The sequence below is a fragment of the Enterobacter sp. RCC_40 genome (assembly GCF_041360735.1).
GTDB lineage: Bacteria > Pseudomonadota > Gammaproteobacteria > Enterobacterales > Enterobacteriaceae > Enterobacter > Enterobacter ludwigii.
This window is the reverse complement of the sequence record NZ_JBFUPR010000004.1, coordinates 378,667-403,411: the sequence shown is the minus strand read 5'-3', so window position 1 is coordinate 403,411 and position 24,745 is coordinate 378,667. Positions and strand designations below refer to the sequence as shown.

The 24,745-nt window shown below is 53.8% G+C and carries 31 protein-coding genes; 14 read left to right on the top strand and 17 right to left on the bottom strand.

What is annotated here, in order from left to right; all coding sequences use genetic code 11:
* Nucleotides 1–5 precede the first annotated feature (5 nt).
* From npr to AB6731_RS16560, 11 genes are all read right to left on the bottom strand, one after another.
* Nucleotides 6–278 (bottom strand): PTS phosphocarrier protein NPr, encoded by a 273-nt coding sequence (npr, locus tag AB6731_RS16610; protein WP_003861872.1) that lies wholly within the window; start codon nt 276–278, stop codon nt 6–8.
* Nucleotides 275–1,129, bottom strand: coding sequence for an RNase adapter RapZ (gene rapZ, locus AB6731_RS16605; protein ID WP_014171820.1), 855 nt, complete (start codon nt 1,127–1,129; stop codon nt 275–277). Before rapZ ends, npr begins: the two co-directional genes overlap by 4 nt.
* A 45-nt stretch (nt 1,130–1,174) precedes the next feature.
* The gene (gene ptsN, locus AB6731_RS16600; RefSeq protein WP_371006574.1) at nt 1,175–1,666 is read right to left on the bottom strand and encodes a PTS IIA-like nitrogen regulatory protein PtsN; all 492 of its coding nucleotides are present in this window, start codon (nt 1,664–1,666) and stop codon (nt 1,175–1,177) included.
* 82 nt (nt 1,667–1,748) lie between these two features.
* Nucleotides 1,749–2,036 (bottom strand): ribosome hibernation promoting factor, encoded by a 288-nt coding sequence (hpf, locus tag AB6731_RS16595; protein ID WP_014171818.1) that lies wholly within the window; start codon nt 2,034–2,036, stop codon nt 1,749–1,751.
* 22 nt (nt 2,037–2,058) lie between these two features.
* Nucleotides 2,059–3,492 carry an RNA polymerase factor sigma-54 gene (gene rpoN, locus AB6731_RS16590; RefSeq protein ID WP_014171817.1) on the bottom strand — a complete coding sequence of 478 codons (1,434 nt, stop codon included), beginning with the start codon at nt 3,490–3,492 and terminating at the stop codon, nt 2,059–2,061.
* A gap of 47 nt (nt 3,493–3,539) precedes the next feature.
* Entirely contained in the window at nt 3,540–4,265 is a 726-nt protein-coding gene (gene lptB, locus AB6731_RS16585) for an LPS export ABC transporter ATP-binding protein (RefSeq protein WP_014171816.1), read from the bottom strand.
* 6 nt (nt 4,266–4,271) lie between these two features.
* Complete coding sequence (gene lptA, locus AB6731_RS16580; RefSeq protein ID WP_020883526.1) at nt 4,272–4,826, bottom strand: lipopolysaccharide ABC transporter substrate-binding protein LptA; 555 nt, start codon at nt 4,824–4,826, stop codon at nt 4,272–4,274.
* Entirely contained in the window at nt 4,795–5,370 is a 576-nt protein-coding gene (gene lptC / locus AB6731_RS16575; protein ID WP_014171814.1) for an LPS export ABC transporter periplasmic protein LptC, read from the bottom strand. The genes lptA and lptC overlap by 32 nt, the downstream gene beginning before the upstream one ends.
* Entirely contained in the window at nt 5,367–5,933 is a 567-nt protein-coding gene (kdsC, locus tag AB6731_RS16570) for a 3-deoxy-manno-octulosonate-8-phosphatase KdsC (RefSeq protein WP_014171813.1), read from the bottom strand. The genes lptC and kdsC overlap by 4 nt, the downstream gene beginning before the upstream one ends.
* Before the next feature lie 14 nt (nt 5,934–5,947).
* On the bottom strand, nt 5,948–6,934 hold the full coding sequence (gene kdsD / locus AB6731_RS16565) for an arabinose-5-phosphate isomerase KdsD (protein ID WP_020883527.1): 987 nt from the start codon (nt 6,932–6,934) through the stop codon (nt 5,948–5,950).
* A gap of 13 nt (nt 6,935–6,947) precedes the next feature.
* The gene (locus AB6731_RS16560; RefSeq protein WP_020883528.1) at nt 6,948–7,925 is read right to left on the bottom strand and encodes a calcium/sodium antiporter; all 978 of its coding nucleotides are present in this window, start codon (nt 7,923–7,925) and stop codon (nt 6,948–6,950) included.
* A gap of 231 nt (nt 7,926–8,156) precedes the next feature.
* Between AB6731_RS16560 and mlaF the strand changes: the two genes are divergently transcribed.
* From mlaF to murA, 7 genes are all read left to right on the top strand, one after another.
* Entirely contained in the window at nt 8,157–8,969 is an 813-nt protein-coding gene (mlaF, locus tag AB6731_RS16555; RefSeq protein ID WP_020883529.1) for a phospholipid ABC transporter ATP-binding protein MlaF, read from the top strand.
* Between the two features lie 7 nt (nt 8,970–8,976).
* Nucleotides 8,977–9,759, top strand: a complete 783-nt coding sequence (gene mlaE, locus AB6731_RS16550) for a lipid asymmetry maintenance ABC transporter permease subunit MlaE (protein ID WP_010436044.1) — start codon at nt 8,977–8,979, stop codon at nt 9,757–9,759.
* A gap of 4 nt (nt 9,760–9,763) precedes the next feature.
* The gene (gene mlaD, locus AB6731_RS16545) at nt 9,764–10,312 is read left to right on the top strand and encodes an outer membrane lipid asymmetry maintenance protein MlaD (RefSeq protein ID WP_025202923.1); all 549 of its coding nucleotides are present in this window, start codon (nt 9,764–9,766) and stop codon (nt 10,310–10,312) included.
* An 18-nt stretch (nt 10,313–10,330) separates the two neighbouring features.
* Nucleotides 10,331–10,966 (top strand): phospholipid-binding protein MlaC, encoded by a 636-nt coding sequence (mlaC, locus tag AB6731_RS16540; RefSeq protein ID WP_014171807.1) that lies wholly within the window; start codon nt 10,331–10,333, stop codon nt 10,964–10,966.
* Nucleotides 10,966–11,259, top strand: coding sequence for a lipid asymmetry maintenance protein MlaB (gene mlaB, locus AB6731_RS16535; protein WP_014171806.1), 294 nt, complete (start codon nt 10,966–10,968; stop codon nt 11,257–11,259). The genes mlaC and mlaB overlap by 1 nt, the downstream gene beginning before the upstream one ends.
* Before the next feature lie 126 nt (nt 11,260–11,385).
* Entirely contained in the window at nt 11,386–11,640 is a 255-nt protein-coding gene (gene ibaG, locus AB6731_RS16530; RefSeq protein WP_008501458.1) for a BolA family iron metabolism protein IbaG, read from the top strand.
* 50 nt (nt 11,641–11,690) lie between these two features.
* The gene (gene murA / locus AB6731_RS16525) at nt 11,691–12,950 is read left to right on the top strand and encodes a UDP-N-acetylglucosamine 1-carboxyvinyltransferase (RefSeq protein ID WP_020883531.1); all 1,260 of its coding nucleotides are present in this window, start codon (nt 11,691–11,693) and stop codon (nt 12,948–12,950) included.
* A 61-nt stretch (nt 12,951–13,011) separates the two neighbouring features.
* Here the strand turns inward: murA and sfsB are convergent, their stop codons facing one another.
* Both sfsB and ispB read right to left on the bottom strand, forming a co-directional pair.
* Complete coding sequence (gene sfsB / locus AB6731_RS16520) at nt 13,012–13,299, bottom strand: DNA-binding transcriptional regulator SfsB (RefSeq protein ID WP_014171802.1); 288 nt, start codon at nt 13,297–13,299, stop codon at nt 13,012–13,014.
* A 231-nt stretch (nt 13,300–13,530) separates the two neighbouring features.
* The gene (ispB, locus tag AB6731_RS16515) at nt 13,531–14,502 is read right to left on the bottom strand and encodes an octaprenyl diphosphate synthase (protein WP_020883532.1); all 972 of its coding nucleotides are present in this window, start codon (nt 14,500–14,502) and stop codon (nt 13,531–13,533) included.
* A 256-nt stretch (nt 14,503–14,758) separates the two neighbouring features.
* Here ispB and rplU point away from each other — a divergent pair, with 256 nt between their 5' ends.
* From rplU to cgtA, 4 genes are all read left to right on the top strand, one after another.
* Nucleotides 14,759–15,070 (top strand): 50S ribosomal protein L21, encoded by a 312-nt coding sequence (gene rplU / locus AB6731_RS16510; protein ID WP_003025032.1) that lies wholly within the window; start codon nt 14,759–14,761, stop codon nt 15,068–15,070.
* A gap of 19 nt (nt 15,071–15,089) precedes the next feature.
* On the top strand, nt 15,090–15,347 hold the full coding sequence (gene rpmA, locus AB6731_RS16505) for a 50S ribosomal protein L27 (RefSeq protein ID WP_004385076.1): 258 nt from the start codon (nt 15,090–15,092) through the stop codon (nt 15,345–15,347).
* A 96-nt stretch (nt 15,348–15,443) separates the two neighbouring features.
* Nucleotides 15,444–16,409: a DMT family transporter gene (locus tag AB6731_RS16500; RefSeq protein ID WP_014171799.1), complete on the top strand. Its 966-nt coding sequence runs from the start codon at nt 15,444–15,446 to the stop codon at nt 16,407–16,409.
* A 15-nt stretch (nt 16,410–16,424) separates the two neighbouring features.
* On the top strand, nt 16,425–17,597 hold the full coding sequence (gene cgtA / locus AB6731_RS16495; protein ID WP_134179627.1) for an Obg family GTPase CgtA: 1,173 nt from the start codon (nt 16,425–16,427) through the stop codon (nt 17,595–17,597).
* 32 nt (nt 17,598–17,629) lie between these two features.
* On the opposite strand, the gene pmrB is transcribed toward cgtA, so the two are convergent.
* The 3 genes from pmrB to dacB are packed head-to-tail and all read right to left on the bottom strand — an operon-like array spanning nt 17,630 to nt 20,768.
* Nucleotides 17,630–18,673: a two-component system sensor histidine kinase PmrB gene (gene pmrB / locus AB6731_RS16490; protein WP_371006573.1), complete on the bottom strand. Its 1,044-nt coding sequence runs from the start codon at nt 18,671–18,673 to the stop codon at nt 17,630–17,632.
* Nucleotides 18,670–19,332 (bottom strand): two-component system response regulator PmrA, encoded by a 663-nt coding sequence (pmrA, locus tag AB6731_RS16485; protein WP_014171795.1) that lies wholly within the window; start codon nt 19,330–19,332, stop codon nt 18,670–18,672. The genes pmrB and pmrA overlap by 4 nt, the downstream gene beginning before the upstream one ends.
* A gap of 2 nt (nt 19,333–19,334) precedes the next feature.
* A complete protein-coding gene (gene dacB / locus AB6731_RS16480; RefSeq protein WP_371006572.1) occupies nt 19,335–20,768 on the bottom strand; it encodes a serine-type D-Ala-D-Ala carboxypeptidase in 1,434 nt (477 codons plus the stop codon).
* 227 nt (nt 20,769–20,995) lie between these two features.
* On the opposite strand from dacB, the gene greA reads away from it, so the two are divergent.
* On the top strand, nt 20,996–21,472 hold the full coding sequence (gene greA, locus AB6731_RS16475; protein WP_014171793.1) for a transcription elongation factor GreA: 477 nt from the start codon (nt 20,996–20,998) through the stop codon (nt 21,470–21,472).
* Between the two features lie 151 nt (nt 21,473–21,623).
* Here the strand turns inward: greA and yhbY are convergent, their stop codons facing one another.
* A complete protein-coding gene (gene yhbY, locus AB6731_RS16470) occupies nt 21,624–21,917 on the bottom strand; it encodes a ribosome assembly RNA-binding protein YhbY (RefSeq protein ID WP_003861814.1) in 294 nt (97 codons plus the stop codon).
* A gap of 127 nt (nt 21,918–22,044) precedes the next feature.
* Between yhbY and rlmE the strand changes: the two genes are divergently transcribed.
* On the top strand, nt 22,045–22,671 hold the full coding sequence (gene rlmE / locus AB6731_RS16465) for a 23S rRNA (uridine(2552)-2'-O)-methyltransferase RlmE (RefSeq protein ID WP_014171792.1): 627 nt from the start codon (nt 22,045–22,047) through the stop codon (nt 22,669–22,671).
* A gap of 102 nt (nt 22,672–22,773) precedes the next feature.
* Nucleotides 22,774–24,708: an ATP-dependent zinc metalloprotease FtsH gene (gene ftsH / locus AB6731_RS16460; protein ID WP_025202925.1), complete on the top strand. Its 1,935-nt coding sequence runs from the start codon at nt 22,774–22,776 to the stop codon at nt 24,706–24,708.
* Nucleotides 24,709–24,745: the final 37 nt, after the last annotated feature.

Here is a 24,745-nt window from a genome sequence, read left to right as displayed (position 1 = left end):
AGGCGTTAGTCTTCGTCAAACCCGGCGTTAAACAGCGCAATCACCGCCGCCAGTGCTTCCTCTTCCTGTGGACCGGTAGCTTCTACTTCAATCTGGCGGCCTTTGGCGGAGTCCAGCATCAGTAGCGCAATTACGCTGTTCGCTTCCGCCTCGGTACCTTCATCGTTACGCAGCAGAACTTCTGCATCGAAACCCTGCATCAGCTCAAACAGTTTCATCGCCGGACGTGCATGCATGCCCAGCTTATTGGTGATCTCAACGGTTTGTTTTACGGTCATGTTTTACGTTTTTCCAGCGTGCGATGACGGGACTGAACGTTCTTTCCGCGTGAACGGAAATAGTCGGCCAGCTGTTCGGCGATATAGACCGAACGATGTTTACCGCCGGTACAGCCAATCGCCACGGTCAGGTAGCTACGATTGTTTGTCTCCAGCATAGGTAACCATAGCTCAAGGTAGCTTCGCGTCTGGTAGATAAAATTGTGAACTTCTGTGTGTCTGTCGAGGAAGGCCGCGACGGGCTTATCGAGACCGGTCATTGGACGCAGCTTCGGATCCCAGTGCGGGTTCGGCAGGAAGCGCACGTCGAAAACATAATCCGCATCGATAGGAATACCGTGCTTAAAGCCGAATGACTCGAACACCATCGTCAGTTCACGCTCGCGTTTGCCCAGTAAACGGGTACGCAGCATTTCCGCCAGCTCATGCACGGACATTTCGGATGTATCGACAATCAGGTCAGCACGGGAACGCAGCGGTTCCAGCAGATCGCTCTCTTCGTCGATAGCACTTTCCAGTGAGAGATTCTTGCTGGAAAGCGGGTGCAAACGACGGGTATCGCTGTAGCGACGGATCAGAGTATTGCGGTCTGCATCGAGGAACAGCAGCTGAGGCGAGAATGAATCAGGCAGGTTGCTCATTGCCTGTTCAAAAATTTCTGGCGATTCAGGCATGTTACGAACGTCGATACTGACGGCGGCAGAGATTTGCCTCTCCGCAAGCGTGCGTGCCAGGTCGGGCAACAGCACGACCGGCAGGTTATCTACGCAGTAAAACCCCATGTCTTCCAGCGCGCGCAGGGCCACGGATTTCCCGGACCCTGAACGGCCACTGACAATCATCAGCACCATGTTCCGTTTCTCCTCAGGACAACAGATGTGAAGGCCATCTCCTGGTTATACATCATCCTGATTGCCTTCTGCTTCAGTGATAATTTGATATAGCTCTTCATCACTTTGGGCTGCGCGCAGTCGACGGCAAATAGTTTTATCGGCCAGGCGTTTTGCGACCAGCGAAAGCGTATGCAAATGGGTTTTCGTCTGGTCGGCAGGCACCAGCAGCGCGAAGAGGAGATCGACGGGCTGATTATCGATGGCATCGAAGGCGATAGGCGTCTCCAGCTGCACAAACACACCGACGGCACGCAGGGTGTCCTCTTCCAGTTTGCCGTGCGGGATCGCGATGCCGTTGCCGATGCCGGTACTGCCCATTTTTTCACGGGTCAGGATCGCTTCGAACACGACCTGCGGCGGCAGGCCCAGCTGTTTTGCGGCCAGTTCACTGATGATCTCCAGCGCACGTTTTTTGCTCTGGCAGTGAACAGCACTGCGCGTACATTCCTGGTTAAGGACATTGCTCAGTTGAAGAGCGGAATCGTTGTTCATCATAATTTCACCTAAGCGCTAACTGTACAAACGGCCTGTTGTGTTTCACAACAGGCCTTCCTGCACCCGTTAACTGCCCGGACAATTAGTGTTGTTTCAGTTTGTCTTTATGTTTATTGAGCTGTCGTGCAAGCTTATCAATCAAGCCGTCGATAGCAGCGTACATGTCTTGCCCTTCCGCACTGGCATGGAGCTCACCCCCGTTGACATGCAGGGTCGCATCCGAGATATGAGTCACTTTCTCCACTTTCAATACAACATAGACCTGGTTGATCCTTTCGAAATACTGCTCGAGTTTCGCGAATTTAGCATTCACAAAATCACGTAAAGCCTCAGTAATCTCGACGTTATGTCCTGTGATATTGAGCTGCATAGTGTCTTCCTTATCGGTTGTGTCAGACCAGCTGTTTACGCTGGTTAGACGGCGGAATGGATAAAGACTCTCGATACTTCGCAACAGTTCGGCGTGCCACCATAATACCCTGGTCGGACAGTATGGTGGTTAACTTACTGTCGCTCAGTGGCTTCGCGGGGTTCTCCGCGGCGATCAACTTCTTCACCAGGGCGCGGATGGCCGTTGACGACGCTTCACCGCCGCCCTCGGTATTCACATGGCTGGAGAAGAAATACTTAAGCTCAAAAATACCGCGTGGACTGTGCAGATACTTCTGCGTGGTCACGCGGGAAATGGTTGATTCATGCATCTCGACGGCCTGGGCGATATCCGCCAGCACCATCGGTTTCATATACTCTTCACCCTGCTCAAAGAATGCCTGCTGCTGTTCGACAATACAGCGGCTTACGCGGAGCAGCGTATCATTTCGGCTCTCCAGACTTTTGATCAACCATCGCGCTTCCTGCAAATTGCTACGAATGTATTGATTATCGGAGTCGTTACGCACGCTGGTGCACATGGAGGCATACTGCTGGTTGATTTGCAGGCGAGGGATGCTGTCTGAGTTCAGTTCAACGACCCAGCGGTCATTGTGTTTTCTGACCAGCACATCCGGGATGACGTACTCGGGTTCGCTGGTCTGAATGGACTGACCGGGGCGCGGATCGAGGGACTGAATCAGATTGACCGCCTCTTTCAGCACCTCTTCTTTCAGGCGCGTGACGCGCATCAGGCTGCGGAAATCGTGATTGGCCAGAAGATCCAGATGGTCGCTGATGATCAAGCGGGCTTCATCAAGCCATGGCGTCTCTTTGCTGAACTGAGAAAGTTGGATAAGCAGGCAGTCGCGCAGATCTTTTGCGGCCACCCCAACCGGATCGAAACGCTGAATGCGCTTCAGAACGGCTTCTATCTCCTCGAGTTCAATCTCTTCGTCACCCATGCTTTCCAGAATTTCGTCCAGCGTGACGGTCAGATAACCGGTGTCATCCACGGCATCGACAATGGATGTCGCGATCGCGCGGTCGGTATCGGAGAAGGGGGTAAGTTCCACCTGCCACATCAGGTAATCCTGCAGTGACTGGGTAGTTTCACCCTGATAAACCGGTAGCTCATCGTCCTGGTAGTCTGCACGCGTACCGGAAGGGGTTCCGGCGGTGTAGATTTCATCCCAGCTGGCATCCAGCGGAAGCTCGTCCGGCATCTCTTTTTGTTCGAGCGCATCGGCGGTGTCGAGTGCTTCAGTATCCTGCGACTGCTGGGTATCTACCTCTTCATGAAGATCGGCTTGCTCCAGCAACGGATTGCTATCCAGCGCTTGCTGGAGCTCCTGCTGGAGTTCTAAGGTGGACAGTTGCAACAGGCGAATCGCCTGCTGTAGCTGCGGCGTCATCGCCAGTTGTTGGCTGAGCCGTAATTGCAAACCTTGCTTCATGTTCAGAGCATTTTTCTCCGGTTCGGCGTTACATTACCTCTACCCTATCAGAGTCTGAAGTCTTCCCCAAGGTAGACACGCTTAACATGATCATCTTCGAGGATCTGCTGCGGCGTACCGTGGGCGATCAGATTGCCCTGGCTCACGATGTATGCGCGTTCGCACACGGCCAGCGTTTCACGGACGTTATGGTCAGTGATCAGTACGCCAAGCCCGCTGTCGCGCAGATGCTCAATGATACGTTTAATGTCGATAACGGAGATGGGGTCAACGCCTGCAAACGGTTCATCCAGAAGGATAAATTTCGGGTTTGCAGCCAGCGCACGCGCAATCTCAACGCGACGGCGTTCACCGCCGGACAGCGCCTGACCGAGGCTATCGCGCAGATGTTCGATATGGAACTCTTCCATCAGCTCGTTAGCCCGGTCCTGACGCTGTTCGCTGGTCAGATCGTCACGAATTTGCAGGACGGCCATCAGGTTATCGAAGACGCTCAGGCGGCGGAAAATGGAGGCTTCCTGCGGCAGATAGCCGATACCGCGACGCGCACGCGCATGCAGCGGCAGAAGACTGATATCTTCATCATCAATGACGATGTTGCCCGCATCGCGCGACACAATGCCAACGACCATGTAGAAGGTTGTGGTCTTGCCCGCACCGTTAGGGCCAAGCAGGCCTACAATTTCGCCGGAGTTGACGGTCAGACTGACATCTTCTACGACACGGCGGCCTTTATAGGCCTTCGCGAGATTTTTTGCAGTTAATGTTGCCATAACGAATTAGTTACTCTTCTTCTGTGCCGGGGCCTGACCCTTACCTTTGTCCTGCAGCTGCGACGGAACCAGCACGGTGGTTACGCGTTTGCCTTTCTCGCTGGAGGCCTGCATTTTTTGCTCTTTCACCAGATAGGTGATCTGGTCGCCGGTGATGTTGCTGTCCAGCTGTTCCAGATAAGCGTTACCGGTCAGGATGACCAGGTCCTTCGCCAGCTCATAGTGCATATGTGTGGCGCGGCCTTTCACGGGTTTGCCGTTATCCTGCATCTGGTAGAAGGTTGCCGGGTTGCCATAACCATCAATGATCTCTTTGCCTTGCTCGCCACCGGGACGGGTAACGACCACTTTGTCGGCGTTGATTTTAATGGTGCCCTGGGTCATGACGACGTTACCGGTAAAGGTAACGACATTGCCTTGCATATCAAGCGACTGCGTGTCGGACTCGATATGGATAGGCTGGTCAGTATCGCCCGTTACAGCAAGCGCGGGAAGACTGGTCGCCAGCATCGCACTGGCGATAATTACTTTAAGGCTGAGTTTGTTTGTTTTGAATTTCATAGGAGGTTCTAACCTTTTCAATCAGCTCGGCGTTTTTGCTGCGTAAGTTCCCGCGCATTCTTAAACCGCTGGAATTAAATGTTGTGCCATACAGTGTGACCAGATCCTGCGACGTCACGTCCTGGGTCACGAGGTTGATCTGTGCATTATCCGTCGTGATTTTGCGCAGTTGTGAGTCAGCGGTCAGGGCGTTGACTTCAACGTGGCCATACAGATAAAGCATACGGTCATTCGTCAGTTTTGCCCGGTCAGATTTAATCGACCACGTCGGCACTTTGTCTTTATCAAACGTGGTCATGACAGGCTGGGTAAACCACGAAATACCGTCATCTGAAAAATATTCAACATGCTGGGCAATCAGGCGATAGTTCAGCGCACCTTCCGGGCTGTAGACCACGGTGTCACTGTGATCGCTTTTATAGGTTGGCTCGCTCGTATTGACCACTTCCGTCTGCGTATCGTCGCGATCGGCAAGGTTCACGCCAATCAATACCAGTGCGACAAGCGAAAGCAGAATGATAACCCAACGTCTGGTTTTACTCATATCGATTGCCCTTTGGCCTCATCAAGCTTGCCCTGCGCCAGCAAAAGCAGATCGCAGACTTCACGTACGGCACCACGGCCACCGTTAATATGGGTGACATAGTCAGCACGCGGGATCAGCAGCGGATGCGCATCGGCCACGGCGATACTCAGACCGACTTCAGCCATCACCGGCCAGTCAATCAGATCGTCCCCGACATAGGCCACGTTTTCCGGCGCGACAGCCAGTTTACCCAGTAAATCGTTGAACGCCGCCATCTTATCGGACTGACCCTGATACAGATGGGTAATGCCTAACGTTTCACAACGGTCTTCTACCAGTTTAGCTTTCCGACCGGTGATAATGGCAACGTCGATGCCTGATGTGAGCGCACAACGAATACCGTAGCCATCGCGAACGTTAAACGCTTTCAGCTCTTCACCATTATTGCCCATGTAAATCAGGCCATCAGAGAGTACCCCATCCACATCCAGGATGAGCAGGCGAATGTTTTCCGCCTTTGCCATCATATGGGTACTGACCGGACCATAACAGGTTGCAAGGGATGCACCCGCATTACTCATTGTCTTATCCTTCATTACACTACGCCTGCGCGCAGCAGATCATGCATATGTACCACACCCAGCAACTGGTCGCCATCGGCAACCATCACTGAGGTGATATGACGGGACTGCATCAGGTTCAGCACATCCACCGCCAGCGTACCCGGACGAACACGGATACCGCCGGACGTCATCACATCAGCGATGCCCAGCGTGCGAACATCAACACCCATGTCGAACACGCGGCGCAGGTCGCCATCGGTGAAGATCCCCTGGATCTTCATCAGGTCGTCGCACACAACCGTCATACCCAGATTTTTGCGGGTGATCTCCAGCAGCGCATCGCGCAGGGAGGCCTCTTTACTGACGTGAGGGATCTCATCGCCAGTGTGCATAATATCGTTAACCCGAAGCAGAAGCTTACGCCCGAGCGCGCCACCTGGGTGGGAAAGCGCGAAATCTTCCGGGGTAAAACCGCGGGCTTCCAGCAACGCAACGGCAAGCGCATCGCCCATGACCAGCGCAGCGGTCGTGCTGGACGTTGGAGCAAGACCCAGCGGGCAGGCTTCTTTAGGCACTTTCACGCACAGGTGAATATCCGCCGCGCGCGCCATGCTACTTTCCGGGCGGCTGGTCATGCAAATAAGCGGAACCCGCAGCCGCTTCAGCACGGGGATCAGCGCCAGGATCTCATTAGACTCACCGGAGTTCGATAGCGCGATGACGATATCCTGCGGCGTTACCATGCCCAGATCGCCGTGCGCGGCTTCCCCCGGGTGTACAAAGAAGGAAGAGGTTCCGGTGCTGGCAAACGTTGCCGCCATTTTGCGCCCAATGTGACCGGACTTGCCCATGCCCATCACCACGACTTTACCGGCACAGTAGAACATCTTCTCACATGCCAGACTAAAATCCTGATTAATGTACTGATCTAACTGCGCCAGACCTTCACGTTCAATCTCCAGAACCTCTTTGCCTGCTTTCTGAAAGTCAAAACCCGGCTGCAATTCTATTTGCGACATAATGCGTTTCCGTTTACCCAGAGAGAAGAGGCGAAAGCCAGTACAGCATCGCCATCCATACGATAAATCCACCCGTCAGCAGCGCCCCTGCGCCTTTGCCGATCTGTCGTTGCCGCCGCCAGCAGAGCAGGGCAAAAATGACGCTGACCAGCAACATCACCCCGTAATCGCGTGAGAATGCCAGGGGGTTAAAAGGCCCGGGCGTTATCAGGGCCGGCAGGCCCATCACGATGGCGATATTAAAAATGTTTGAACCGATAATATTGCCTATGGCAATGTCATCTTCACCTTTACGTGCCCCTGCGATAGCGGTGGCCAGTTCTGGCAGACTGGTGCCAATGGCAATGACCGTCAGGCCAATGGTGAGCTCACTCATGGCGAAATAGTTCGCCAGCACCGTGGCGTTATCGACGACCATGCGCGTGGCCATCGGCATGATGATCAGCGCGACGCCGAGCCACAGCAGCGCCACAGGCAGCGTGCCTTCACGCGGGAGTTCGGCGACCTGCTCTCGCGTCAGGCTGTCCTGGCCCTGTTTTTCTGCCAGACGGGCGATTTTAACACTATACAATAGCCAGATAACGGCCAGCGCCAGCAAGAAAATGCCGTCACCGTAGCTCAGTACGCCATCATAAAATACGCACCCTGCCAGCAGGCTTACGATTAACATTAGCGGCAATTCACGGCGCAGAACATCAGAATGCACGCGAAATGGATGGAGCAGGGCCGCCAGGCCAAGGATCAGTAAGATATTGACGATGTTGGAACCAATCGCGGTGCCGACGGCAAGGTCTAACTGACCGTGCAGTGATGCCGTGACAGAGACGATGATTTCAGGAAGCGAGGTTCCGACACTGACCACGGTCATCCCGATGACGACAGGCGGTACGCCAGTCAGGCGGCACAGGATAGATGCAGCAAATACCAAACGGTCAGCACTGTAGACCACCAAAAGTAAACCAATTATTAACAGTGCTGTTGCTAAAAGCATCAAAAGTCCTTTCTTCAGGTATACTCGTCGGTCCATCGCGCAGGAATGGAATGGCAGGACTGCATACAGTCTGAGGCGTAACGAATTCCTAATTTTGACTTTATGCGCCGGAAAAGTAAAACAAATGCCAGCTTTCGCTAACCTCAACGGCTAATATTCTGTAAAAATGCTGAGTTTAGGGCTGATTCAGTCTGCATGCTTAACGTGAGCAGGGTAAGAAAGGAACCATAAATGAGCCAAACTATGGCGAATTTAGTTGATGTCCGGGGTGTGAGTTTTTCTCGCGCCAACAGATTGATATTCGATGATATTTCGTTGACCGTACCGCGTGGCAAGATCACTGCCATCATGGGGCCGTCCGGGATCGGTAAAACGACCTTGCTGCGCCTTATTGGTGGCCAGATCCCACCCGATAGCGGTGAAATCCTCTTTGACGGCGAAAACATCCCCGAGATGTCACGATCGCGCCTGTATACTGTTCGTAAACGCATGAGTATGCTTTTCCAGTCGGGAGCGTTGTTCACTGACATGAACGTCTTTGATAACGTGGCCTATCCGCTGCGCGAACACACCAGTCTGCCGCCAGAGCTGCTGAAAAGTACGGTGATGATGAAGCTTGAGGCCGTGGGGCTGCGAGGGGCTGCAAAACTGATGCCCTCAGAGTTGTCCGGCGGTATGGCACGCCGCGCCGCGCTGGCACGCGCCATCGCCTTAGAACCCGATTTAATCATGTTCGACGAACCGTTCGTCGGGCAGGACCCTATCACGATGGGCGTGCTGGTGAAGCTCATCTCTGAACTGAACAGCGCGCTCGGCGTAACCTGCATTGTGGTTTCTCACGATGTACCGGAAGTGTTGAGCATCGCCGACTATGCCTACATTGTGGCAGACAAAAGGATCGTCGCGCATGGCAGCGCTCAGGCGTTGCAGGAAAACTGCGATCCGCGTGTACGGCAGTTCCTCGACGGCATTGCGGATGGGCCTGTGCCGTTCCGCTACCCGGCGGGCGACTATCGTGACGATTTACTGGGAATAGGGAGTTAAGCCACTGATGCTGTTAAATGCATTGGCCGCTCTTGGACACCGTGGCATAAAAACCATCAGGACGTTCGGGCGTGCCGGATTGATGTTGTTCAACGCGCTGGTCGGCAAGCCGGAATTTCGTAAGCATGCACCGCTACTGGTGCGGCAGCTCTATAATGTCGGCGTGCTGTCGATGCTCATCATCATTGTCTCCGGTCTGTTTATCGGTATGGTGCTGGGGCTGCAGGGCTACCTCGTTCTGACGACCTACAGCGCCGAAACCAGCCTCGGCATGCTGGTGGCGCTGTCGCTGCTGCGTGAACTGGGGCCGGTGGTGGCGGCGCTGTTGTTCGCCGGGCGTGCAGGGTCGGCATTGACCGCTGAAATTGGCCTGATGCGTGCGACCGAGCAGCTTTCCAGCATGGAGATGATGGCGGTCGACCCGCTGCGTCGTGTGATCTCGCCACGCTTCTGGGCGGGGGTGATTTCCTTACCGCTCCTGACGATCCTCTTTGTCGCCGTGGGTATCTGGGGCGGCTCGCTGGTTGGCGTTCACTGGAAGGGCATCGATGCGGGCTTCTTCTGGTCGGCCATGCAGGACGCCATCGATCTGCGAATGGATCTGGTTAACTGTCTGATTAAAAGCGTGGTATTTGCCATTACGGTCACCTGGATCGCCTTGTTCAATGGCTATGATGCGATCCCGACCTCGGCGGGCATCAGCCGTGCAACTACACGTACTGTCGTACATTCGTCGCTGGCCGTACTGGGTCTGGATTTTGTGCTCACCGCACTGATGTTTGGGAATTGAGTTCATGCAAACGAGAAAAAATGAAATTTGGGTCGGCGTGTTCCTGTTACTGGCGTTGCTGGCCGCGCTGTTTATCTGCCTGAGAGCGGCGGATATCACGTCTGTGCGCACCGAGCCGACTTATCGCATTTATGCGACCTTTGATAACATCGGCGGGCTGAAGGCGCGCTCGCCGGTACGTATAGGCGGGGTGGTCATCGGGCGCGTCTCTGACATTACGCTTGATGAGAAAACCTATCTGCCGCGCGTGTCGATGGATATTGAAGAGCGTTACAACCATATCCCGGACACCAGCTCGCTTTCTATCCGCACTTCCGGCCTCCTGGGTGAGCAATATCTGGCGCTTAACGTCGGTTTTGAAGACCCGGAGCTGGGAACGACTATCCTTAAAGACGGTAGCGTAATCCAGGATACGAAGTCCGCGATGGTACTGGAGGATATGATTGGTCAGTTCCTTTATAACAGTAAAGGAGATGATAAGAAGTCCGACGCTGCCCCTGCGCAGAGCGAAGATCCTGCCAGTGTCGCACCGACACCAGGCACGACGAATTAATTTCAGGAGAAGTCATTCATGTTTAAACGACTGTTAATGGTTGCCATGCTGGTCATTGCCCCTCTCACCGCGGCGCATGCTGCGGATCAGAGTAACCCGTACAAACTGATGGATGAGGCTGCGAAGAAGACCTTCGACCGGCTTAAAAACGAACAGCCGAAAATTCGTTCCAATCCTGATTATCTGCGCGACGTGGTTGATCAAGAGCTGCTGCCGTACGTGCAGATCAAATATGCGGGTGCGCTGGTTCTGGGCCGTTATTACAAAGACGCGACCCCGGCGCAGCGCGACGCCTATTTTGCCGCGTTCCGTGAATACCTGAAACAGGCTTACGGTCAGGCACTGGCGATGTATCACGGTCAGACCTATCAGATTGCGCCAGAGCAGCCGCTGGGCGACGCGACTATCATTCCTATCCGCGTCACGATTATCGATCCTAACGGCCGTCCGCCAGTACGCCTGGACTTCCAGTGGCGTAAAAACAGCCAGACCGGTCACTGGCAGGCCTATGACATGATTGCGGAAGGGGTGAGCATGATCACCACTAAACAGAACGAGTGGAGTGACCTGCTGCGCACCAAAGGCATTGATGGCCTGACCGCACAGCTGCAGTCTATCTCGCGTCAGAAAATCTCTCTGGACGAGAAGAAGTAATGTCGGATCAACTGAGCTGGTCACGTGAGGGTGAGACGTTGAAGCTGACGGGTGAACTCGACCAGGATCTGCTGAACCCGCTCTGGGACAAACGTTTTGAAGCGATGCAGGGCGTGACGGTTATCGATCTGAGCGGCATTTCACGGGTGGACACGGCAGGCGTCGCGCTGCTGGCCCATCTTGTTGCCGTGGGGAAAAAGCAGGGGACAAGCGTTACGCTGCACGCGGCGAGCGATAATGTGGTCACCCTGGCCCAGCTCTATAATCTCCCTCAGGACGTACTGCCTCGTTAATATTTTCAGTGCGTTACTTCTGAAAGCCCTGACAGATTCATCGTCGGGGCTTTTTGCTTGTTTAAGACGACGCCACTTTGCTCTAAGATGTTGGGCTTGTTTTCACTATCAGATGATTAAGAACCCATGGAAAATCATGAAATCCAGACAGTGCTAATGAATGCACTCTCCCTTCAGGAAGCCCACGTCACTGGCGATGGCAGTCACTTCCAGGTTATTGCTGTGGGTGAGATGTTCGACGGTATGAGCCGTGTGAAGAAACAGCAGGCTGTATACGCGCCGCTGATGGAATACATTGCGGATAACCGCATCCACGCCCTGTCGATTAAAGCGTTCACCCCTCAAGAGTGGGCACGCGATCGCAAACTAAACGGTTTTTGAGTTGTGGGCGACACGCCCGCAGCACGGTTGAATTTATAAGAGAGCACACAATGGATAAATTTCGTGTACAGGGGCCAACGCGTCTCCAGGGCGAAGTCACAATTTCTGGCGCAAAAAATGCCGCGCTGCCCATCCTCTTTGCTGCGCTGCTCGCGGAAGAGCCGGTAGAAATTCAGAACGTACCGAAGCTGAAAGATATCGACACCACCATGAAGTTGCTCAGCCAGCTGGGCACCAAAGTTGAGCGTAACGGTTCCGTCTGGATCGACGCCAGCAACGTAAACAACTTTTCTGCACCTTACGATCTGGTGAAAACCATGCGTGCATCCATCTGGGCGCTTGGCCCGCTGGTGGCACGTTTTGGTCAGGGTCAGGTTTCCCTGCCGGGTGGCTGCGCAATCGGTGCACGTCCGGTTGACCTGCACATCTTTGGCCTGGAGAAACTGGGCGCCGAGATCAAACTCGAAGAAGGTTATGTTAAAGCGTCTGTGAATGGCCGCCTGAAAGGCGCGCACATTGTCATGGACAAAGTGAGCGTTGGTGCCACCGTCACCATCATGTCTGCGGCAACGCTGGCAGAAGGTACTACCATCATCGAAAACGCCGCGCGTGAACCGGAGATTGTGGATACCGCGAACTTCCTCGTGGCGCTGGGTGCGAAGATCACCGGCCAGGGCACCGACCGTATCACCATCGAAGGCGTTGAGCGTCTGGGCGGCGGCGTGTACCGCGTCCTGCCAGACCGTATCGAAACCGGGACATTCCTGGTTGCTGCCGCGATTTCAGGCGGGAAAATTACCTGCCGCAACGCGCAGCCAGATACCCTGGATGCGGTGCTGGCGAAACTGCGTGACGCAGGCGCTGATATCGAAATCGGTGAAGACTGGATCAGCCTGGACATGCACGGCAACCGTCCAAAAGCGGTAAACGTGCGTACAGCTCCGCATCCTGCTTTCCCGACCGATATGCAGGCGCAGTTCACTCTGTTAAACCTGGTGGCGGAAGGGACGGGGTTCATTACCGAGACCATCTTTGAAAACCGCTTTATGCACGTACCGGAACTGATCCGTATGGGCGCACATGCTGAGATAGAGAGTAATACCGTGATTTGCCACGGCGTTGAGAAACTGTCTGGTGCTCAGGTGATGGCAACCGATCTGCGTGCATCTGCAAGCCTGGTGCTGGCGGGGTGTATTGCGGAAGGGACGACGGTCGTTGATCGTATTTATCACATCGATCGTGGCTATGAACGTATCGAAGATAAACTGCGCGCGCTGGGTGCGAATATCGAGCGTGTGAAGGGCGAGTAATCGTTCCGGCAGCCCCCTGCCAGAAATGACCGGGGGGTTGCTGTTCCTGTCAAAAAAACCGCTATTCCTGCGGGTCTTTCTTCACTTTCCTCTGGCGGATCATGCGCGATCTGTCGATAAATTCATGGGTAATGGGATCGTGGTAACGCGAAGGCCAGATCACCCACGGATGCGTATCCAGCGCCGTCGCAATGATCAATTCTCCCTTCGGCCAGGGGCGCGTCAGGGCATTTGCCAGGGTTGAAGAACTCAGGCCATGGCGGCGAGATTCCGCAGCCAGTGATGTGCCTTTTTTGCGCAGTGCCGCAATGATATCTGCTGTGTGCCAGTCGATAAATTTCGTGTCCATAACGCTGTCCTTAAGTTCGGATTCACTTACGCCATTTCGTCTGAAACGACTGGCCTTACTATACCCATTTCAATTTCTTGTTCTAAAAAGTTCGCGTTACTGGTAGGGATATTCAGAATAAGGCATGGCTTTATTCATGCGGTCTGTAAACCGGTGCGTTTACGTGAAAGAGGAATATACAGGTGTGTACTGGAATCTCCCCGCGAGGGCCGCGGGGAGGGGAGAGCAGGATTAACGGTCGCGCTGAACGGCGATATGGGCAAGACCAATGAGCGCATCGCGCCATGGGCTGTCCGGGATGACCTGAAGTGCGGCGATGGCTTTATCCGCCTCTTCTTCGGCACGCTGACGCGTCCAGTCCAGCGATCCGCAAATGGCCATTGTTTCCAGCACGGGTTCCAGAAGATGACGACCATTTCCCTGCTCGATCGCTTCACGGATCATTTTCGCCTGGTCGGCTGACCCGTTGCGCATCGCATGGAGTAGCGGCAGCGTCGGTTTGCCTTCGTTCAGGTCATCACCCACGTTTTTGCCGAGCGTTTCGCCGTCTGCACTGTAATCCAGCAAATCATCAATCAGCTGGAATGCGGTACCCAGATAACGGCCATAGTCCTGCAGCCCTTTTTCCTGGGCTTCGCTACAGCCAGCCAGAATGCCGGAACACTGTGCAGCCGCTTCAAACAGGCGCGCAGTTTTGCTGTAAATCACGCGCATGTAGTTTTCTTCGGTGATGTCAGGGTCGTTGACGTTCATCAGCTGAAGCACTTCGCCCTCAGCAATCACGTTAACGGCTTCAGACATGACCTCCAGCACTTTCAGCGAACCCAGGCTGGTCATCATCTGGAAGGCACGGGTATAGATAAAATCCCCCACCAGGACGCTGGCAGCATTGCCAAAGGCGGCGTTGGCGGTGGCTTTACCCCGGCGCATGTCTGATTCATCCACAACATCATCATGAAGAAGCGTCGCAGTGTGAATAAATTCGATCAGTGCCGCGATCGTGACGTGAGCATTTCCCTGATAGCCGACGGCTCGGGCAGCCAGGATGGCAATCATCGGGCGAATGCGTTTACCGCCGCCGCTGACGATGTAATAGCCCAACTGATTGATCAGCTGAACGTCAGAATTGAGTTGCTCCAGGATTGCTGCATTCACACCCGCCATATCTTGCGCGGTTAACTCGTTGATTTTTTCTAAATTCATCGCAAAAGCCGGGCTTTTTATCCTGTTTATCCCATCTTCAATGGGGTAACGAAGGGTTAGGTTTATCAATAGTAGTGCTGATTGTACTGAAAAAACGGCTCAGATAAACGTTACCTTACGCGTTGTGTTTTTTTTCTTCATGTATTGATGGTAGCACTTGTCAAAGGCTCGCGTTTTGCGTAATATTCGCGCCCTATTGTGAATATTTATAGCGCACTCTGATTCATACGAGGATGTGCGCGGAAGCGGAGTTTATATGTACGCGGTTTTCCAAAGTGGTGGTAAACAACACCGAGTAAGCGAAGGTCAGACCGTTCGCCTGGAAAAGCTGGACATCGCAACTGGCGAATCTGTTGAGTTCGCAGAAGTTCTGATGATCGCAAACGGTGAAGAAGTCAAAATCGGCGTTCCTTTCGTTGATGGCGGCGTTATCAAAGCTGAAGTTGTTGCTCACGGTCGTGGCGAGAAAGTTAAAATCGTTAAGTTTCGTCGTCGTAAACACTACCGTAAGCAGCAGGGCCACCGTCAGTGGTTCACTGATGTGAAAATTACTGGCATCAGCGCCTAAGACCTGAGGAGAGATTTAAATGGCACATAAAAAGGCTGGCGGCTCCACACGTAACGGTCGCGATTCAGAAGCTAAACGCCTGGGCGTTAAGCGTTTCGGTGGCGAATCCGTTCTGGCGGGTAGCATCATTGTTCGTCAACGTGGCACCAAATTCCACGCTGGCAACAACGTAGGTTGCGGTCGTGACCACACTCTGTTTGCTAAAGCAGACGGTAAAGTGAAATTTGAAGTTAAAGGCCCGAACAACCGTAAATACATCAGCATCGTTGCTGAGTAAGGTTTTCTCGGTCCGGTAACGGATTAAAGCCCCGCAACCTGTTGCGGGGCTTTTTACATTGGAAACCCGGTAATTTTTTCTGTAGGGAAAACGGGCATGAAGCAGCAGGCCGGCATTGGTATTCTTTTGGCGCTCACGACCGCAATGTGCTGGGGTGCGCTGCCGATTGCAATGAAGCAGGTACTGGAAGTGATGGAGCCGCCAACGGTGGTGTTTTATCGCTTTCTGATGGCAAGTATCGGCCTTGGGGCCATCCTCGCGATCAAAGGTAAGCTTCCGCCGTTGCGTATCTTCCGTAAACCGCGCTGGCTGGTGTTGCTGGCTATCGCGACGGGTGGCCTGTTCGGTAACTTCATACTGTTCAGTTCTTCCCTGCAGTATCTTAGCCCCACGGCGTCGCAGGTGATTGGTCAGCTTTCACCGGTCGGCATGATGGTCGCCAGCGTCTTTATCCTCAAGGAGAAGATGCGTGGCACGCAAATTATCGGGGCGAGCATGTTGCTCTGTGGTCTGGTGATGTTCTTCAACACCAGTCTGATAGAGATTTTTACCCGACTGACGGATTACACCTGGGGTGTGATCTTCGGAGTGGGAGCAGCAACGGTTTGGGTGAGTTATGGCGTCGCGCAAAAGGTGTTATTGCGTCGTTTGGCCTCACAGCAGATCCTCTTTTTGCTGTACACTTTGTGTACAATAGCATTATTGCCGTTAGCAAAACCGGGTGTGATTACCCAGCTTAGCGACTGGCAACTGGCGTGCCTCATTTTTTGTGGGCTGAACACGCTGGTCGGTTATGGCGCGCTGGCCGAAGCGATGGCGCGCTGGCAGGCAGCACAGGTGAGCGCACTCATTACGCTTACCCCGCTGTTTACGCTGTTATTTTCAGATTTGTTATCAATGGCCTGGCCCGATGTCTTCGTCAGACCGATGCTCAACATGTTGGGCTATCTCGGTGCGTTTGTCGTGGTTGCGGGCGCGATGTATTCCGCCATTGGTCATCGTCTTTGGGGGCGTTGGCGCAAAAATGAAGCGGTCGTAGTAGTCCCCCGCTCAGGCGAATGAGTTACGGAGAGTAAAATGAAGTTTGTTGATGAAGCGACAATCCTGGTCGTGGCAGGTGATGGCGGCAATGGTTGCGTGAGCTTCCGCCGTGAGAAATATATTCCACGTGGCGGTCCTGACGGCGGTGATGGCGGGGACGGCGGTGACGTGTGGCTGGAGGCGGATGAGAACCTCAACACGCTGATCGACTACCGTTTCGAAAAATCCTTCCGCGCTGAGCGTGGTCAGAACGGTCAAAGCCGTGACTGTACGGGCAAACGCGGTAAAGACGTGACCATTAAGGTTCCGGTTGGTACGCGTGTGATTGACCAGGGGACGGGCGAAACCATGGGCGATATGACCAAACACGGTCAGCGTCTGATGGTGGCGAAAGGCGGCTGGCACGGTCTGGGTAACAGCCGTTTCAAATCGTCCGTTAACCGTACCCCGCGTCAGAAAACGATGGGTACGCCGGGCGACAAGCGCGATCTGCAGCTGGAGCTGATGCTTCTGGCCGATGTCGGGATGCTGGGTATGCCAAACGCCGGTAAATCGACGTTTATTCGTGCGGTCTCTGCAGCCAAGCCAAAAGTGGCGGATTATCCGTTTACCACGCTGGTACCAAGCCTGGGCGTTGTCCGTATGGATAACGAGAAGAGCTTTGTGGTTGCTGATATCCCGGGTCTGATTGAAGGTGCTGCAGAAGGTGCCGGTCTGGGGATCCGCTTCCTGAAACACCTTGAGCGCTGCCGCGTACTGCTGCATCTCATCGATATCGATCCAATCGACGGTTCCGATCCGGTAGAAAATGCCCGCATCATTATCGGCGAGCTGGAAAAATACAGCGAAAAACTGGCGAACAAGCCGCGCTGGCTGGTCTTTAACAAGATCGATTTGATGGATAAAGCCGAAGCGGAAGCGAAAGCGAAAGCCATTGCTGAAGCGATGGGCTGGGAAGATAAATACTACCTGATCTCCGCGGCAAGCCAGGTTGGCGTGAAAGATCTGTGCTGGGATGTGATGACCTTTATCATCGAGAACCCGGTTGTTCAGGCTGAAGACGCGAAACAGCCAGAAAAAGTCGAATTCATGTGGGATGACTACCACCGCCAACAGCTCGAAGAGCTGGAAGTGGAAGAGGAAGAAGACTGGGACGACGACTGGGATGAAGACGACGAAGAAGGTGTCGAGTTCATCTACAAGCACTAATCGCAGTTTAAAGCCCCCGGAAGGGGGCTTTTTTATTGCAGGCTGGACGGCAACCAGCAGCTGGCGATTAAGCCGCCCTCAGCACCATTCTCCAGCGTCAGCTTGCCGTGGTGGAGCTGCACGATACGTTGCACAATGCTCAGCCCCAGGCCGCTGCCACCGTAGCGCTGGTCAAGACGAAGGAACGGTTCAGTAATCGACTGGCGGTGCGCTTCATCTATTCCCGGCCCCTGATCGATAACGCTGACCTGTGTCCCCCCGTCAACGTCGGCCAGAGTCACGCGAATCGTTGTGCCTGACGGACTGTAGCGCCCGGCGTTCTCAAGCAGATTGCGCAGCATCAAACGCAGAAGTACCGCATCACCCTGCACCGTGAGCGGGCTTTTGTCCGGCCATATCACCGTATGCTCTTTGGCTTCATGTCCAAGACCGAGCGGCATGATGATATCGTCTGTCCAGTTGACGGTTTCATAGTGACCGCTCGCCATCGCCTGTCCGGCACGGGACAACATCAGCAGTTGCTCAACCGTGTGCATCAGCTGATCGATACGGGTAATTAACGTTGTGGCCTGTGGAGAGCCAGACTGTGCCATCAGTTCCAGATGCAGTCTGATCCCCGCAAGCGGCGTTCGCAGCTCGTGAGCGGCGTCCGCGGTGAAGAGACGTTCCTGTTGAATGGTGTGATCCAAACGGGCGAGGAGCTGGTTGAGCGAGGTTGTGACGGCACCAATTTCTTCCATGTCGGAATAGACAGGGAGCGGGGTTAAGTTATCCGCCGAGCGGTTCGCCAGGCTGACGCGCAGTTGATTCAGCGGCCGGGTTATCCAGGTGACCGCCCAGAATGAGAAGCACAGCGTAAAACCGACCATCACCAGAGAGGGGACCAGCAGCGAGGCAATCGCTTCACGGATCTCTTTCTCGACATGATTATTGCGCGATTTCGCCGAGAGCGTTTCGTTGACCAGAAAACCAATCTGTTCACGGCTTTCATGCCAGAGCCAGATCACGCTTATCAGCTGGAAAAATAACAGAATGACCGCCAGCAGAACCATTAATCGCCGACGCATGCTGTTCATTTCTGGCTCTCCAGACGGTAGCCTACGCCACGGACAGTTTTAATCCGGTCTTTACCCAGTTTGCGACGCAGATTGTGAATATGCACTTCGAGGGTATTTGAGCCCGGATCGTCCTGCCAGGAATAAATGTCCTGCTGCAGGGTTTCGCGGTGTACCGTTTGTCCGCTGCGCATAATCAGGCGCGTCAGCAGCGCAAACTCTTTAGGGGTTACTTCAACCGGCAGGGACTGGCAGAGCACCTGCTGGGTTTGCAGATTCAGCGTAATATCGCCGTCAGTCAGTAGGTTATCGCTGTGTCCCTGATAACGACGAATCAACGCCCGTACCCGCGCCTGAAGCTCCGCAAGGGCAAACGGTTTCACCAGGTAATCATCAGCGCCAGAATCGAGGCCGTTGATACGATCTTCGATGGCATCCCGTGCCGTCAGGATCAATACCGGATTGGCGATACCCCGGCGGCGCCACTGGCTTAGCTGCGTAGCGCCGTCTTTATCCGGTAAGCCTAAATCGAGGATCACCAGACTGTATTCGCCGCTCTGGATCAGGGCATCCGCCTCAGCCGCCGTGGCGGCGCAGTCGAGGGCATATCCTTCATTGGCCAGCGCCAGAGCCAGCCCTTCCTGCAATAACAGATCGTCTTCAACTATGAGTAGTTTCATCGCTAGTTATTCTGGTAGATGTCCTTATAAAGCCTGCTTTCGAAGCGAACCAGTGGAATACGACGATTACGCTGGTCGGTCGGTTCGACGGCATAGCCGGAAAGATACTGCACGAATGCCATGCGTTGCCCGCTGGCGGTAGTGATGAAGCCTGCAAGGTTATAAACCCCCTGCAGTGAACCTGTCTTGGCTGAAACTTTTCCGTCCACCCCGGCCGCATGAAGGCCGGCACGGTACTGAAGCGAACCGTCATGCCCGGCAAGTGGCAGCATCGAAATAAAGTTTAGCTCAGTGTCATGTTGTGCAATGTACTGAAGTACTTGCATCATCGTTGCCGGGGAGATCAAATTATGCCGCGATAACCCGGAGCCATCGACGGCAATGGTGTTGCCAAGATCGATCCCCGCCTGTTGGCGCAGGATCTGACGTACGGCGTCGGAACCCGCACGCCAGGTTCCTGGCACGCCGAAACGCGCGTGACCAATCATGCGGAACACCGTGTCAGCAATCATGTTGTCAGACTTTTTCAGCATAATCCGTAGCAAATCGCGCAGCGGCGCAGATTGTTTGCTGGCGATGACCGTACCGGGTTGATTAACCTGCGTCTGGCGCAGCAGGGTACCGGAATAGGTTATTCCCGCCTGCTTCAGTTCATCCTTGAGAATGGCACCCGCATAGCTTGCGCCATCCTGTATCGCAAAGGCCAGCGGCAGCGGGTCGGCGCGCTGTGTCAGGCACCCGGTCAGCGTGAAGCGGTTGAGATCGCCTGGCACCACGTCCAGCTCGCAATACTGCGCATCCGGGGAGCCTTTTGCGAGGGTACGAACCTGGCTGAACATCGTCACCGGGTAGTAAGACGCCACGCGAATAAACGCTAAGTCATCCGGTTTTGGCGCGCTGTAAAGTGAAATGGAGAAGCAGTTACGATCCACAATCGCGGCGGCTGGCGGAGCGCTAAAGCACTGCGTCATGTCGTTCCACGGCCATCCTGGTGCTTTATCGTGGCTGGCAAAAATAGAGGTGTCGATTAACACATTGCCATCAATCTTCTGCACGCCAGATTTTTTCAGCGACGCGACCATGTTGCGGATATCCTGGCGTTTAAACGTAGGATCTCCCCCGAAACGAGCGATAAGATCGCCTTTCAGTTCGCCACCCTCGATGTTGCCTTTGGTCTCGAGCGTGGTGGTAAAACGGAAGTCAGGTCCAAGCTGAAGCAGGGCGGCGAGTGCGGTGATCACCTTCTGGGTACTGGCAGGCAGCGCCATCTGTTGACTGTGATAGTCAATCTCTGGCGACTGCGCCCCGACCTTCTGCACCATCAAGGCAAGGTTGGCACCTGCGGGTAGCTGATTAATGTACTCATCAACATTCGCGGCCTGAACGCTGAACGCTATACTGGTAGTCAATCCGATGATAAATCTGGAAAATCGCATAATCTCGCGCTAACAACCCGAAAACAAACCGTCATACTACGGTGCATAGCACTGCAAAGTAAACGATGACCCATAGTGAACTTCGCGGTAAAATGCGTATCAAATTGAAAATTGTTGCTGACCTGGGGCTTCGCTCCCGGGTCGGTTTTCTTTTTGCTTCTGGCCCGCTCATGGGGGCCGGGGCAGGGAACACTGCTCCCAACAGGAATGTTTAAGAGGTATAACAAATGCAAGCTATTCCGATGACCTTACGTGGTGCCGAAAAACTGCGCGAAGAGCTGGATTTTCTGAAATCCGTTCGTCGCCCTGAAATCATCGCCGCTATCGCGGATGCGCGTGAGCATGGCGACCTGAAAGAGAATGCTGAATACCACGCGGCGCGTGAGCAGCAGGGCTTCTGTGAAGGGCGTATTAAAGATATCGAAGCAAAACTGTCCAATGCGCAGGTTATCGATATCACCAAAATGCCTAACAATGGCCGCGTCATTTTTGGTTCAACCGTTACCGTGCTGAACCTGGACAATGACGAAGAGCAGACTTATCGCATCGTGGGTGATGATGAAGCGGACTTTAAACAGAATCTGATTTCGGTGAACTCCCCGATTGCTCGCGGCCTGATTGGCAAAGAGCAGGATGATGTTGTCACTATCCGCACCCCGGGTGGTGAAGTGGAATACGAAATTATTAAGGTTGAATACCTGTAATTCGCATCTCGACTAAGATGTTGATACATTGTAAAGAAAAGAAAAAGGCCGCATAGCGGCCTTTTATCAACTCAAGGAGCGTGGCATTTTGCTCACCTGCTGACAGAAATCCCTCGTTTTACACAGAAAATGTGTTCGATTCAGGATATCCTTAGCGTGGCAGCGAGATTTTACGCTCTTTAGATGGGCGATAGAGCACCAGCGTTTTACCGATGACCTGTACATTACAGGCACCCGTTTCACGCACGATGGCTTCCACGATCAGGTTTTTAGTGTCTCGGTCTTCAGAGGCGATTTTCACCTTGATCAACTCGTGGTGTTCCAGCGCTTGTTCAATCTCGGCAAGCACCCCTTCGGTCAAACCATTGTTGCCAAGCATGACTACAGGCTTGAGCGGATGTGCCAGACCTTTAAGGTGCTGTTTTTGTTTAGTACTCAGATTCATCGTATATTTTTGCTTACGTTGGGATTGAAAACGGTTCATTCTACCGCCATCTCCCTTATATCGCCAAATAGCTGCGTAGAAATTTACGTCACAGGCAAGTAACGATGAACCAGGACGGAAATGTTAAATGACAGGTAAAAAGCGTTCTGCCAGCTCCAGCCGCTGGCTTCAGGAACACTTTAGCGATAAATATGTTCAACAGGCACAGAAAAAGGGGTTGCGTTCCCGTGCCTGGTTTAAACTTGATGAAATACAGCAAAGTGACAAACTTTTTAAGCCGGGAATGACGGTTGTCGATCTCGGTGCAGCACCTGGCGGATGGTCCCAGTATGCGGTTACGCAGATCGGCGGAACGGGCCGAATCATCGCATGCGACCTTTTACCAATGGATCCCATCGTCGGTGTCGACTTCCTTCAGGGCGACTTTCGTGATGAATTAGTGCTGAAAGCGCTACTTGAGCGTGTAGGTGATAGTAAGGTCCAGGTTGTCATGTCAGATATGGCACCAAATATGTGTGGAACACCGGCGGTGGATATCCCCCGCGCCATGTATTTGGTGGAGCTAGCGTTAGAAATGTGTCGTGATGTACTAGCGCCTGGTGGTAGTTTTGTTGTGAAGGTGTTTCAGGGCGAAGGTTTCGAGGAGTATCTTAAGGAAATTCGCTCCCTGTTTGCGAAGGTTAAAGTTCGTAAGCCGGACTCTTCCCGGGCCCGTTCCCGAGAAGTGTATATTGTAGCGACCGGGCGAAAATGATAACCCGCGTCTTTCAGACGAAAGTTTGAATGACACGGGATATAGAGTATCCTGACGCTGTTTTTAACACAGTTGTAATATGAGGTTAATCCCTTGAGTGACATGGCGAAAAACCTAATACTCTGGCTGGTCATTGCCGTTGTGCTGATGTCAGTATTCCAGAGCTTTGGGCCCAGCGAGTCGAATGGCCGCAAGGTGGATTATTCTACCTTCCTGCAGGAGGTCAATCAGGACCAGGTTCGCGAAGCGCGTATCAACGGACGTGAGATCAACGTTACCAAGAAAGATAGTAACCGTTACACGACTTACATCCCGGTGAACGATCCTAAGCTGCTTGATAACCTTCTGACCAAAAACGTCAAGGTGGTAGGTGAGCCGCCAGAAGAACCAAGCCTGCTGGCTTCTATCTTCATCTCCTGGTTCCCGATGCTGCTTCTTATTGGCGTCTGGATCTTCTTTATGCGCCAGATGCAGGGCGGCGGTGGCAAAGGTGCCATGTCGTTCGGTAAGAGCAAGGCGCGTATGCTAACGGAAGATCAGATCAAGACCACGTTTGCCGACGTTGCAGGTTGCGACGAAGCAAAAGAAGAAGTGGGCGAACTGGTTGAATACCTGCGCGAGCCGAGCCGTTTCCAGAAACTGGGCGGTAAGATCCCGAAAGGCGTTCTGATGGTGGGGCCTCCGGGTACCGGTAAAACCCTGCTGGCGAAAGCCATCGCGGGTGAAGCGAAGGTGCCGTTCTTTACTATTTCAGGTTCTGACTTCGTTGAAATGTTCGTGGGTGTTGGTGCATCTCGTGTGCGTGACATGTTCGAGCAGGCCAAGAAGGCAGCACCGTGCATTATCTTCATCGATGAAATCGACGCCGTAGGCCGCCAGCGTGGCGCAGGCCTGGGCGGTGGTCACGATGAACGTGAACAGACGCTTAACCAGATGCTGGTTGAGATGGATGGCTTCGAAGGTAACGAAGGTATTATCGTTATCGCGGCGACTAACCGTCCGGACGTTCTTGACCCTGCGTTGCTGCGTCCAGGCCGTTTCGACCGTCAGGTTGTGGTTGGTCTGCCGGATGTACGTGGTCGTGAACAGATTCTGAAAGTTCACATGCGTCGCGTACCGCTGGCACCTGATGTCGACGCGGCGATCATCGCGCGTGGTACGCCGGGCTTCTCCGGTGCTGACCTGGCAAACCTGGTCAACGAAGCTGCACTGTTTGCTGCTCGCGGTAACAAACGCGTTGTGTCGATGGTGGAGTTCGAGAAAGCGAAAGACAAAATCATGATGGGTGCGGAACGTCGCTCCATGGTGATGACGGAAGCGCAGAAAGAGTCCACGGCTTACCACGAAGCCGGTCACGCGATTATCGGTCGCCTGGTGCCGGAACACGATCCGGTGCATAAAGTGACGATTATTCCGCGCGGTCGTGCGCTGGGTGTGACGTTCTTCCTGCCGGAAGGCGATGCCATCAGCGCCAGTCGTCAGAAGCTGGAAAGTCAGATTTCAACCCTTTACGGCGGTCGTCTGGCAGAAGAGATTATTTACGGCGCGGAACATGTTTCGACCGGTGCGTCCAACGACATTAAAGTCGCGACCAACCTGGCACGTAACATGGTGACCCAATGGGGCTTCTCCGAGAAGCTGGGTCCCCTGCTGTATGCGGAAGAAGAAGGTGAAGTGTTCCTGGGCCGCTCCGTGGCGAAAGCGAAACACATGTCCGATGAAACCGCACGTATCATTGACCAGGAAGTGAAGCTGCTGATCGAGCGTAACTACAATCGCGCCCGTCAGATCCTGAACGATAACCTGGACATTCTGCATTCGATGAAAGATGCGCTCATGAAATATGAAACCATCGATGCTCCGCAGATTGACGACTTGATGGCTCGCCGCGAAGTGCGTCCGCCAGCGGGTTGGGAAGACCCAGGCGCTTCCAACAATTCTGACAACAATGGCACACCGCGTGCGCCGCGTCCGGTCGATGAACCGCGTACGCCGAACCCGGGCAACACCATGTCAGAACAGTTGGGCGACAAGTAAGTCACTGCTGTTGAAGTCTATGTTTGCACCTCAAACC